This is a genomic window from Verrucomicrobiia bacterium (assembly GCA_023953615.1).
GTDB lineage: Bacteria > Verrucomicrobiota > Verrucomicrobiia > Limisphaerales > JADLHS01 > JADLHS01.
This window is the reverse complement of the sequence record JAMLJH010000002.1, coordinates 101,094-114,159: the sequence shown is the minus strand read 5'-3', so window position 1 is coordinate 114,159 and position 13,066 is coordinate 101,094. Positions and strand designations below refer to the sequence as shown.

7 protein-coding genes and 1 pseudogene are annotated in these 13,066 nt (G+C 56.1%); all 8 read right to left on the bottom strand.

What is annotated here, in order from left to right; genetic code table 11:
- Positions 1–6: 6 nt before the first annotated feature.
- Positions 7–1,179 (bottom strand): nucleoside-diphosphate kinase, encoded by a 1,173-nt coding sequence (locus M9920_10730; protein MCO5052767.1) that lies wholly within the window; start codon positions 1,177–1,179, stop codon positions 7–9.
- Between the two features lie 70 nt (positions 1,180–1,249).
- Positions 1,250–1,381, bottom strand: a pseudogene (locus tag M9920_10725) (DUF5679 domain-containing protein).
- Positions 1,382–1,658: 277 nt separating this feature from the next.
- The gene (locus M9920_10720; GenBank protein ID MCO5052766.1) at positions 1,659–3,386 is read right to left on the bottom strand and encodes a 4-alpha-glucanotransferase; all 1,728 of its coding nucleotides are present in this window, start codon (positions 3,384–3,386) and stop codon (positions 1,659–1,661) included.
- Positions 3,387–3,451: 65 nt separating this feature from the next.
- Entirely contained in the window at positions 3,452–4,696 is a 1,245-nt protein-coding gene (locus M9920_10715) for an ATP phosphoribosyltransferase regulatory subunit (GenBank protein ID MCO5052765.1), read from the bottom strand.
- 86 nt (positions 4,697–4,782) lie between these two features.
- On the bottom strand, positions 4,783–5,091 hold the full coding sequence (locus tag M9920_10710) for an integration host factor subunit beta (protein MCO5052764.1): 309 nt from the start codon (positions 5,089–5,091) through the stop codon (positions 4,783–4,785).
- Positions 5,092–5,216: 125 nt separating this feature from the next.
- Positions 5,217–5,954: a prepilin-type N-terminal cleavage/methylation domain-containing protein gene (locus tag M9920_10705; protein ID MCO5052763.1), complete on the bottom strand. Its 738-nt coding sequence runs from the start codon at positions 5,952–5,954 to the stop codon at positions 5,217–5,219.
- Positions 5,955–5,986: 32 nt separating this feature from the next.
- Complete coding sequence (locus M9920_10700; GenBank protein ID MCO5052762.1) at positions 5,987–9,649, bottom strand: hypothetical protein; 3,663 nt, start codon at positions 9,647–9,649, stop codon at positions 5,987–5,989.
- Positions 9,650–9,893: 244 nt separating this feature from the next.
- Positions 9,894–13,010 carry a hypothetical protein gene (locus tag M9920_10695; protein ID MCO5052761.1) on the bottom strand — a complete coding sequence of 1,039 codons (3,117 nt, stop codon included), beginning with the start codon at positions 13,008–13,010 and terminating at the stop codon, positions 9,894–9,896.
- Between the last annotated feature and the right edge of the window lie 56 nt (positions 13,011–13,066).

Sequence of the window (13,066 nt, the reverse complement as noted above, 5' to 3'; positions counted from 1 at the left end):
CACCGATCAAGCCTTCGCGTAAAACGCTTCGATCTCGCGGCGGAAAGTGTTGTCAGCGGGTTGCACAATGCCCACTTCGCGCACGACACTTTCCGGGGCGTCGCTGGCGTGGGCGGCGTTGACCATGATGCTGGAGCCAAATTCGCGTCGAATGGAGCCGGGCGGCGCTTTGGAAGGATCCGTTGGCCCGAGCACATCCCGAATCTTGGCAATCGCGCCAACGCCTTCGTAAATCAGCGCGATACACTTTTCCGAACCCGGCTGGCTCAACTCATCGGCGGGACATTCTGATGGCGCGCGCCCCGACATGAAGCGCACGATGTTATCAAATTGATTATCCCCAAACACCGGTCCGAGCAGTTCGCCCAGTTGTTTCACCACCTCGCCGGACAATGCCAATCCCAACTCCTTTTCCACGGCGGCCTTCGCTTTGTTCGCCACCATATCTTTTAGTTTGGTGCGCAACACCTCACGCACCGGACCGTAAAATTCCATCGCCTCCGCCACGCTCATGCGATGCACCTTGATGGCGACGATGAACAATCCCGTGCGCGAAAAGAAATCAATCACGTTACCCGGACGCCCCGTGGCAAAGCGAAAGTTATCCGGCTTGATCAAGACCAGCGTGCGCTCCGGTTGCTCCCCCGGTGCGTAGGTGTTGACATTTTCCAGCAAACCGCCATCCGCATCCGAGTACTGCGCCCAAAGTTTCAGTTCGGCCGCGGCGCCTGCCGAATTCACCGCCGCCAGCACCGCCGGTTCAAAATACTGCACCTGACCGCTGGCATCCTCGATCAAATCCGCGTAGGTGTCGCGAATCGTTTCCCCGCCGCGACGGTTCGCCTCCAGCGTCCCGACCACCGCGCGCACCTTGCGGACGGCATCATCGCCGCGAAATACCAGCACCATCGCGCGCCGCCGCTTTCCGGTATGCGGATCGGGACTGAATTTCCCCAGAATGTAATCCCGCAAACATCTTTGGATTTTGGCATCAGAAGCGCCGTTGATGGCTGCGGCTGATTCGACATATTGTTGCACCAACTGGGCGCTCGGCGCGAACATCCGCGCGGCAACCAGATCAAGCCCGGTGCGAGAAATAAGGCGGCTTAGAATACCGCCGGTACGTGATTTATGTAGTGAATAGGGAGTGAGAACAACGTAAGCAAGCTCTTGCGACATAGATTTAAGCGGTCGGGGGCGGTTCGGTCGGCAGGGTGGCCACGGATGGATTCACGGGTTTCCCCCCGAGGATCTTGAACATTACCGTGCCACAAGTCGGGCATCTACCCTTGATGGCCTTGCGACCGTTCTTCATGGTTTCCTCAATGCCGTCAGCAATTTCCTTCTTGGCTTTACACTTAACGCAGTATCCTTCGGCCATAATTAGATTGCCGTCCGCGACACACCATGCGCCCGGCGGTTCGCAGCAGTCTGGAGATACAAACCCGGTAGGTCAACCCGCAACCCAAACGCGTAACTCTAAAAATCCTTAAAAAGCCGCGTTTTTCGCTGAAATATGACCAAAACTACAGATTTTTTTACGGCGACCCCGATAATTATTTACAGCAATTCACCCACGCAACCCACCCTCGGGACGGTTGTTCCACCCTCAATTCGGCAACCGCCTTTGAACACAGCGCACCCCCAATAGCGAGTGACTAATCCAGCCCCGCGCCGCGTCCAGCGCTCTTGGCCAACCGCGCAAGAACGTTCGCCTTGTGCCGCAATTGAGCCTCCGTGCCGAACTGTTTCACCGTCGCCTCCATGCGCGCCGACCAATTGGCGGTCGAGGTCGAACCCGGCACATTGAATCGCGCCGTCTGTCCAAACACGTCCTGGATTTGAAAGACCGCCAGCCAGGAATTGGCTTCCATGACCGCGCGCAAAAATCCTTCGTGAATGGAGTTCGTAAATTCGCGCGGCGTTACCTCGTCGTAACAATGGGCGAAATTCATAATGCGCCGCAGTTCCCAATGGTTGTGCTCGCGATCGCGGTTTGCGTCAATGTCCGTCCAACATTGCTGCCAGAGCAGTGCCAGCGGGGTATGGTCGTGCGTGGCCGGTTGCGCCAGCGAAAGGCGCGGATACTTCCGGGGATCGGAATAGTTCCAATCCGGATCGCGAAACAGCATCGGAATCCGAAAGCCCGGAATGCCCAGTTTCTGCAACGTAGGCGGCACGTAATCCGGCACCAATCCCAGGTCCTCGGCAATCACCACCGTCTCCCCCGCCGCGGCCTGGATCATTTCCAACAATTCCTCACCCTGTGCCTGATTGCGTGCTTTATGCTCGGGCGTATCATCGGGGCACGCCTTGAAACCCGGCAACCGCCCCCCCGTGCGCGCCGCGGCTTCCGCTTCGGTCAGTGGTAGAAATTCGTCATTGCGATCCGGCGTCCAGGGAAACGCATAAATGCGAAACAACCCCAGCACATGATCAATGCGGAACAGGTGGAACACCTTCCGGATGTTACCAACCCGCAGACGCCACCAGTTGAAATCGCGCCGGCGCAACTCGTCCCAGCGATACAACGGCACGCCCCAATTTTGCCCCCATTTGACAATGAACGGATCAGTTTTGAAGGTGGTTTCAGGTGGTGCGCCGCCGCTCCAATCCAGATCGAACAAACTCCGGTTCGCCCAAACGTCGGCGCTGTTCCGTCCGACGCCGTAGGGAATGTCGCCCATCAGATAGACCTGCTTTTGCGTCGCGTAAGTTTTCAGTTGTTCCCACTGCAAAAACGCCTGCCATTGTGCGTAGGAAAAATAAAGCTGCCGGCGCTCCAACTCCGCGCGCCCGGTTGGGGGCAAGGTCGCCAGCCACGTGCGCGCGGCTTGCGGAGACTGATGCTCCTGCGGCCAACGTTCCCAGTTGGGTGAATGATCGTGCTGCTCGAGCAACGTCCGGAACAAAGCGTAATCTGCCAGCCAAACCGCGTGAGCTTTACAAAACTGCCTGAAGTCCGCCTCGCGTTGCGTGCCGCGCTCAAAATGCCGTTCCAAAAATCCTGCAAAAGCCGCTTCGAGCAATTCGTGCTTGAGCGCCTTGACCGCCGGGTAGTTCACCGCTCCGCGACGCAAGGGCGCGACGCGTTCTTCCGTGGCGCGAGCGTAAAATTCCGCCGCGGATAAATCCGGGATGGCCTCTGGAGTAACGGCCAGCGTGGCCGGTTCAATCGCCATCGAACTGATCGCGTTGTAAGGAGAATTATCGCCGCCGGTTTCGTTGATCGGCAGCATTTGAAAAAGGTTCAGTCCCAGCCGCGCGCACCAATCAATCATTTGCCGCACGCCATCCGTATCGCCAATGCCGAGGTCGGTTTCCGTGCGAATGGCAAAGACCGGTTCAAGTATGCCGGCCAGACGCCGCTCCGGATTTAATTTCATGCGTGTGAAATCAGGTTGAAAATATTCGAGAAATCAAAGCCGCCCCCATCATCCGGCGAACGCGCCTATGCGGTTGTCAGCAAGCTCAGTGCTTCCGCGAGGGGACCGGATTGCCGGACGCGCGTTTGCAGGTTTTGAACTTCCACCGCGTTTTCCGATTGCAACTTTATCGTCCATCCGGCGCGCAATTCCTGCGCCTGCTTGAACTGTTTGTTCGGCTTGGTGGGAGTCAGCGCATACTCGACGGTTCGCCCCGCCTCGCGCAAAGTTTGCACCAACCGCAACGAGCCAGCGCGCAACTTTTCATCTTCAATCAACACCACGACATCCACCTGTGCGCCGAACCCAGGCAACCGGCCGCGCGCTTTGAGCAGCTCCAGCAAAACCACGTCGCCCAGGCCAAATCCCAGTGCGGGCAGATTCACTTTACCGCCACTGATCAGCTTCACCAGATTGTTGTAGCGCCCGCCGCCGGCAATGGCGCGAAATTCGCCCTGAACGTCGAACGCCTCGAAAACGGGACCGGTGTAATACGCCAGGCCGCGCACGACGTGGTAATCCACCTTCACAAACTCGCGCAGACCGCGCGCGGCGAGGTTGTCGAGAATCGCCGCCAACTCAGCCGTTGGCTCGCCGGAACGGATGAAGCCCTGCACCGCCTCGAGCGAAAAGCCCAACGCCACGAGCTGGCTCTGCGATTCTTCCGGTGATGTTCGCTCCAATTTATCAATCACCTGAAAAAAATCATACTCGCGTCCCGCGGGTCCGCCGTGTTGGGTGAAATAATCCTGCCACGCATTACGGCTGCTGAGGCGCACCACAAAATCCTGCGTGGTCAGACCAAACGCGCGCAACGTATCAATCAACAACGCGATCAATTCCGCGTCCGCCGCGCCATCCGTTTCCCCAAAAATGTCGGCATTGAATTGGAAGTGTTCCCGCAATCGCCCCTTTTGCTGGCGTTCGTAACGAAACAATTGCGGCATGGCAAACCACTTGATGGGCTTCTTGTAATTGCGCTCATGCGCCGCCACCATCCGGGCCAACGTTGGTGTCATCTCCGGCCGCAGTGCAATTTCCCGATCGCCCTTGTCCTTGAAGTTGTAAAGCTGACCGACAATCTCCGCCCCACTTTTGAGCGTGAACAATTCCAATGGTTCGAGCGGCGGTCCGTCGTATTCGCGAAAGCCGTAACGCCGCGCCGTTTCACGCCACTTGCCGAAAAGATATTGGCGCGCGTCGGCGCTCCACACGTCCTGATGCGGCAACGGTTCGGGGTAGAAATCACGGAAACCGGGCAAATGCTCCATAAAGTCCGCAGCTTACGCGAAAGCCGCCCGGAGCAAAAAAGAAAAAGATGCTCCGCAGTGCGAAAGCGGGTCGGTCGAGCGGTAAATCAGGCGGCGGGCGACGTGGACGACAACTTCAGCACGGCGGCCGCCATTTCCTTGCCGGGCTTGAACTTCACCACCGCCCGGGCGGGAATGGGCACGTCCGTCTCCGGCTGATTGGGATTTCGCCCCACGCGCGCCTTGCGAATTTTGATTTCAAACACGCCGAAATTTCGCAACTCGACCTTATCGTTTTTGGCAAGCGCCTCGGCGATGTTATCCAGGGTTTTTTGCACGACATTCAATACGTCTTCCTGCTTCAGGTTGGTCGCCTGGCTGATCCGAACCACCAAGTCACGTTTTGTTAGTGTCATAAGAGGTCGTTGTTGTGAATGATTGCCTGTCTCTGTGTATAAACCGCAATCCCAAAACGTCAAGCCCCCAATTCAGGAAATCTTTGATCCCGTGGAACTTCCACGGACATCACAGGTTCACGTCGCTATGGTCCCGGGCCGTACTCGGTGCCGCTGGTCATGTAGCTGTCGAGAAGTTTTTGATAGGTGTCAATTGCTTTCACCCACTCGGCGTGACCGTCGGCAAACCCCCAATTCCAACCGGTTTCGCCGTGGTTATTGGGTGGGTCAGGTCGGTTGTTTCGTTTGTTGGCTGGGAAAGCCGAGCTGGTATCGTCAGCATCCACCACGATTACGACACGGGTGGCGCCCATCGGCGCAACGGTCCGGGGATTTTTGTAAATATCCCGATACGGCTCGCGTTCAAATTTACCGAAGAACTCATAACTGGTGCCATATTGATATACTTTGGAGAGCCGATCACCTCGGCAGGTTTCTGAAAGATCCAGCAGTTTTCCGGTGCGATCCTTGTAATCCATCCGAATTTGATTTCGGGTACTCGGACAATTGAACACCTTAACATTGGGAATGAGTGCGGGGTAATACGATTGCGGCGCCGAATCATCGCCAATGCTGGTGGTGTAGTAGTAGTAATTCGGCCAATCTTCAGAATAGAGTTGAGCACAGATCATTACCTGCCGGTTATTGTTCTGGCAGCTAATCCGATACGCCTTTTCCTTGGCCCGCGAAAGAGCCGGCAACAGCATGGCGGCTAGGATCGCGATAATGGCAATCACCACCAGCAGTTCGATCAGAGTGAACGCCACAACCTTACAGATCTGACGATGACGTTCACTCGCGAATTTCTCAAACTGGGAATTCATTGGTGACACCTCACTGGCGTGGTGGCTCCCATTCACGGCACAAGTTGGAGTCGGTAGAACCGATTCCCGGTTGGCGCCGGTTCGATATATTCTGCCCCGGTTTGGTTTAGCGCATTGGTGCTGTACGGTCCGAGCACATTCGGGGCGCTCAGGAGGTGATAGGTCGCACCGGCCGGTTTCTGAATTCCCAAGACGATATTGCCGGAGACAAGCGCGGCGGAGGTTATCTTCAAGGTTTCATAAGGTGTCGAGGGCACCAGACTGCTGACCTGGAAGTAGGTGTAGTGTGCATCGGGCATATCCCAAATGGCCGCCCCCACGCGGTTGCCGGCGGCAGCTGGTTGATCCGCCCAGCTCCAACGATGGACTTGGGCGGGATCATCCGTGAGCGAGGCGACGAGTACGCAATAGCCGTTGTTATTGGCAAAGCTCACGTCAAACGGCCTGCCCGGCGCGTAAACAAAGGTGTTATCACCAACGAGAACGTCGGACCACGTCCCGTTAACTTTTCGGCTGACGTTTACGCCTTGGAGCATGCCTCCGGTGCCTGGCGCGCGCGAGTTGAAGAGCACACGGGCGTAATTGTTGGTACCCTGAAAATCATAGACGAAGCCCATGCCTCCGTCGTCCAGAGGATGGATTCCAAGCGCCAACACATAGGAGGCGTTGGTTATCGCTGGCGCGAGCAAAATGGGACCTTCTCCATCCGCACGGGGAGACTCCACGGTACCGGATTGCGGTGAACCGTAGCGACGGGTAAAGTTGGCCAATGTTCCGTGCGCAGAAACGTGCCAATCACCGGCCAATCCATAGAGTTCTCCAGCATACGGATTCTCCCAACCGGCTGGTAACTGCGCATGATCCGGCACGCTTTCCCAATCTTCCGTGAAGACGTCGGTCCCGTTGACCTGCAAGTTGATGTTGTCAATCAAGACTCCCGAGCCGACGGGATTACTCTCGGTGGCATTCCAATTGCCAAAAGTACCTTCGGCCCAAGATCCGATTCCGATACGTCCAGTGGACAGTGAATCATCGGTAAAGCCAAGCACCACTTCAAAGCCAGGATCCCAGTCAGCCGGGAACAGGAAACTATTCCAGCCAATAACCCGAACCTCGAAGTCATTACCCTGCCCATTGACTGTAATCCGCAGTTTCTTAAAACCCGACGTATCCAACGGGTCCGGAAATACCGCCCCGAGTACTCCTTCGCCTTGGATCAAATTCGTCTCGACAAGCGAGAACCAGCCGTCCACGCGTTTTTGAACCGAAATGCCGGTGAACGGACGAATCAGGCCCGGGGCATCCGTACCGCACAAGGTGACCCGGTACCAGTTGGTGAGATTTTGGTAGCGGAAGTAGAGACAGATGCCGTCGTTGTCCCCAACGCTACATTCGGCCGAGAGGGAAAAATTATCCGCCCAAGCCGGGTTCCACGAATCCGGACGAACAACAATGGCCGGACCTTGGAAGCTGGCGTTGGTGCCGAAAGAGGTTTGCGTAATAAACGGAAAATCGTCCGGTCCCGGCGCATCTGCATAGCGGTACTGATCACTGGTATCCCAGACGCCGCGGAAGTCGGGGCCGAAATTGGTGACTACGAACCACCCCGGCAACGCACGATCGCGGGCTTCATTGATCCACCGGGAAGACAACTCATCGGTCAGCACCACTTCTTCGCGCGAGGTAGGGTTGGTACCCATTAGCAACTCCGTGAGATTATCTTTTCCATCCTGGTCAGGATCGGCGCCCCCCGATTGCGAAAGATTGCCAAAAAACTGGAATTCCCATTCATCCGGCAAGCCATCGCCGTCGGAATCCACCGCGAAATTGGCGGTAACTGAGTACGGCCGGTTCATGGTCAAAGTCAGCTTCGGCGCAGTGGATCGAGTGTCGCCACTCCAACCAGTGAAGACGTAACCTGGATTCGTAACCGCCTCAAGGGTGACATCGGCCGCCCGGTTCACCCAAGGCCCGTCCGAAGTTACGATTGAGCCGCCTGGAGTTGCCCCGGCGGCGAGCTGATACTGAGTCTGCCAGTTCCAGCTCACATACGACAGTTGCGTGAGGGTGAAAACGACTTCATTGGTCGAGCCAAAAGTAGGTGCAGAGCCGCCGCCTGACCAGCCCATGGACACCTGACGAATCCCGGGCGCAGTCACCACAACATTATCAACGCGAGCCGTGATCGAGCCGTTGATGGGAAAATCATTCAGACCCACCGGCGGCTCGGGGCTTCCATAGGTTGATGAGATCAGCAAGCCTTCGTTGTTGACCTTTCGGACTTGGAGCCAATCCACCCCCGTCCCGTATCCGCCAGAACCGGCGCTCCGCTGGGCCCAACTAAAAACGCCAACCTTGCCATTGGGCAGATTATCCGGCACTAACGCGCTGGCCCCCATGTCAATGGGGCCGAAACTGGTAATCGTCGGAATCGGGCTATCCGGATCCACCACGCACATGACTTGCAGAAGGTTATTGCGAACGGCGGCATGCACATCAAAAGGAGCGTTGATCGGAGGAATAAAAGCCGTGCTCGACAACATTTGGTCGAAGGTTCGATTGACATTTTTCTGCACGGAAATTCCCTGCTTGATGCCCGACTGACTGTTCTGCCGCCGGAACGCGATCCGATACCAATTGGTTCGATCCTGGTAACGCAACAGCAATCCAAAACCATCATCATCCGGCGTGACGAAGCGGGCGCTGAGAATATAATTGGTCCAGTTCACATCTCCGGCCACGGCCGCATTCACCGGGGTGTTCGTGCTGGTGGCAGTAGTATTTTCCGGAGCGCTATCGTTGTTCTCGATCATCATCCCCAGCGAACCATCGAGACCGACACCAAAACCCCAATTGCCGGTGTCGTTGGGGTAATCATTGGACGAACTCGGAGTAACCGTGAAGCTCCAACCGTTGGTCAGGACAGTGTTGATGGCTTCCGTATCCAGCGGATTACCATTGAGGGCCGGGCTCTGGACGGAGAACCCAGCTGGTGAATTAGGTCCCTGCATGCCCCAAGTGAAGAGGCCCACTTTACCGTTGGCCATGGTGGGCAGCGGTTGATCTACAATCAGGTCGTAGGGAATGGGGCCACCCACTGCGCCCAGCGGATCGTCCACCACTCGCAAGGTCAGCAAGCCATTGGTGACCCCGATGGAAACATCAAAGGGCCGCCCAGCCACGGTATTCACGTAACCAGGATGCGGACCGGAAAGATCCTCGGGAACTCCATCCACCATACGATCCACCATGATGCCGGTATGCGGCCACTCTGCGCGATTTTGGCGGGCAAAGGAAACGCGATAAAAGTTTGCGTAATCTTGATACCCCCAGACCAAACCGAAACCGTCGTCGTCACCGGCAGCCAAGCGCGCGGTGTAAGTAAAATTATCGGGCACGGTGGCTTCACTGATTAACATGGCCGTGCGCCGCGAAACTCCAGTCGTAGCATTGTCGAAGTAGATGTTACTGTTTTCGCGGAAAGAATTATCCACTTTGACAAATTGCCAAAGCACGGGGCCGTCTGTGTAACTTCCCGGCGATTGCGCCACCGTCCAACCTGGGATGCCCCCTTCAAAATCGTCAGAGTATAGAACCTCTGCCGGGATGGCGCGCAGGGAAAGTGCGCCACCGAGCAGGACAGCGACGGTGAGGGTGGGAAGAGCAAACCATTGGTGAGTCGTTGAGGATTTCATAGTTTGTACGTTCGTTCAGGCTTAGTTGTTTGGTACGCGTTAATACACTGACTCGCCTTGTGCAAATTTTTCAGGCGTAGGCTTGATTTGGCGTAACTTGAGTGCATCGAAGACTAAATTCCTTAATCAGTCAAGCTCGAATTTTATCGAATTTTCGCAACGCCAGAATTTTCCTGAATCGTCGTCGCTTAAAGACTCGCGCCGTTCAGAGCTTTGTGGGAGTCATGAGCTGCAGGTCAACTTGTCAAAACAACGGTGGATCCAACGTGAGGATGAATTGATTTTGTGAATCCGTTTTGTAAGTGCCGTACAGCGGCGAATAGGCTTTAACCTGCACGGTTTTACCATCGGGCAGGAATTCCACCAACCGGAGAAAGGCTTCACCGCCAAGCGCTTTCATTTGGTAATTCACCAGCATTTGATGAACGACGCCGCCAAAATCATTGGTGCTGCTGAGTCGCCCCAAACCATCACCCAAAACGTGGCCGTTGCAGACCAACACAAAGTTGGGATGGCGTTTGACCAGTTTTCCCCACAACTCTTCGCCGTCGTTGGTGCCATCGGGATCGCTGGCCGTGCCGTAGGAGTGAGGGTTCCATTGTTGGGTGGCGCCGCGCGTGGCCCAATCATAACGGGTTTCGTCATGATACATGTAGGCGTGCGTGATCAGGATGGCCCGCCGATCGGGATAATTGGCCAACACTTGATTGGCCCAGGCTACGGGAGAATTGCGCGGCCCCCATTCCAGTGCGAGCACTATCCAATCCACTCCGCCCGCACTGAACAGATGGTAACTGTTTTCGATGCGATTGGGCTCCCACGTGCCGCCGAAGGTTGGCCAGTTGGTGAAGTGGGAAACCGGGAAGAAGTCATTCACCACAGTGGTGCGATCCGAAGAAACTCCCGTTGAGCCGTGATCATGATTGCCGGTGGCGATGGCGTAAGGTACCTGCCCGTCGAGGATGGACATCGCGGCGCGCGCATTCGTCCATTGATTCAACGCGTACGGCACATTGACGATATCTCCAAGTTGCAACACGTATTTGATATTGTAGCGCTCCCGGTTGGCAACCGCCCATCGGGTTTGGTCTTTGAAGAGTTCAGGATAACTTTGCGAATAAACTTGCGTGTCCGGCAGTAAAACCAGCGTCCACGAACCCGGCACAAACGGCAGAACCTCCGGAGCGCGTTTGGGTTGTTGCAAACGCCAAAAACCGGTGGAAGTGGACGGTAACGCCGAGGTGTAAGTGTTGAGATACTGAGTCGTTGCCAGAGTCGTCCAAGTGCCGGGGATGGTGATGGCATCCTGAATACTAAAGCGCGTGCCCGTATTGTTTGAAATGATGAGGACGCTCTGATTGTTGACCAGTTCCAAACTTTCGATCCGTAAAATATCCGCCACGGTTGGATTGGTGCCGTCCTGAAATTCTTGCCAGTTGGTGCGGCCATCGGCGTCTGGATCCCCGGCGGCCGTTTCCGAGAGATTGCCGAAATACGCCAGCTCCCAGGAATCCGGTAATCCATCTCCGTCACTATCCGCCGTAAACATCGCCCGCAGGTGATAGGGTTGATCCATCACGAAGTTCAGCGTCGGCGAACTTGACAGCAAATCTCCCAACCAACCCTCGAAAACGAAACCCGGATCGGCGTGAGCGCTAACGGTGATGTTGCTGCCGTCCGGAAACCATTCACCAGCCGGAAAGGAAACCGTGCCGCCGGATTGATTGGTCACCGTCAATTGATACTCCGTCTGCCAAAGCCAGGCGAGGCGAGAGAAATCATTGGCTCGAATCGTCAAATTAGTGGTGTTGCCCGTGGCGGGAACGACACCGGTCCCAGCCCATCCGATGGGAAATTTTCGCACTCCCGGAACGCTGAAATCCGGCAGCCCCGCCCATAAGTTCACCACCTGTCCGGGAGGATAACTGTGCACGCCGCGAGCGGGACTGGGCGAACCTTCAGCGGACGAAACGTAAAGCGCGGCCCCATCGTGAACCGATACCCAATCAAAATCCGTGCGAGTCATGGCCCAGCTCAAGAGTCCGATCCTGCCATGATCGCTGCCCGTAACGGTGAAAGGGCCGTAGTCGAAAACTTCCGCCGTTCCGTCGGGGTCCACTACCAGCGCGACGTCCAATGTCTCTCCGTTGATTTTGGCGATGAGATCGTACGGCACTCCAGTTGCCGGTCGGTAAATGGGAGGATTATCCCGATAAATTTCTGAATAGACACCGTTGATATTTTTTTGAATGGAAAGTCCGGTCGGGATGCCGATGTTGGAGGCTTGGGCTCGCAACGCAATACGATAAAAATTCGACGGATTTTGGTAACGAAAAATGATCCCCTGACCGTCATCGTCCCAAGGAGTAATTCGCGCGGCGAAGACGTAATCAGACCAGTTTTCATTTCCGGCCACCAAGGTCGGCCCCGTGAAATCCACCTGACCGGCCGCATCGTTCCCCGCAAAACAATCTCCACTTTCCTCGAGCCGCCCGTAAGCGCCATCGGTCCCGGTCGGCAAAGACCAAAAGGGTTGGCTCGAAAGTGATGCGTTATTTCCCGCCATGCGCGGAGGGATCAACGCGGTCCAATCTGTCAGGGCGTTCGGGTTCCCCGCCAAGCCGTTCGGCGACAAATCCAGGTTTTCGATGCGGAAGCCGTTGGGCGATCCGCCGCTCATTCCCCAGGTAAAAATGCCCACCCGCCCAACCACCGGCTCTGGGAGTTCCTGGGCGGTGACGAGCGGATAGGTTACTGAACTGCCGGTTGGATTATCCACCACTTGCAAAGTCAGTTGGTTGGCGACATTCACGGACACGGTCACGTCGAACGCAATCCCGGCGCGATTGATGAAGGTTTGAGCATATCCCGGTTTGCCGTACCCAAACAAGTTGGTGGCGGTACCGTCCACCATGCGATCCACACTCCACCCGGTCCACGGAAACCCGGCACTGCGCGCCTGACGCGCAAAAACAATCCGATAAAAGTTAGTGGGATTCTGATAGCCGAAAACCAGACCAAAACCATCATCGTCCCCCGCAGTCAAACGCGCTTGGTAGGTAAACGCACCGGTCGTAGTTGCCGCATTGATCAACATGGGCGCCACAGCGGTGGGAGAGTAACTCGCGTTGTCCGTGTAAATGTTGCTCTGCTCGGTAAACGCGCCGCTGACAACGTCGTATCGCCAGGACAAAGGGCCGTCTATGTACTGCCCCGGCGGCTGAACAACCTCCCAGCCCGGAAAGCTACGATCAAAATTGTCCTCGAACAGCAGCGCTGCCTTGGTAAGCTGAACCAACGATAGAACAAATATCAGCCCCAGACACAAGGGATATGGTCTGTACCTCGTTGCGAAGTTCATTCTTTTCCTCGAAAAAAAGTTTAACGAGTGTGCAAAGGCGCGAAGTTCACTGCTGG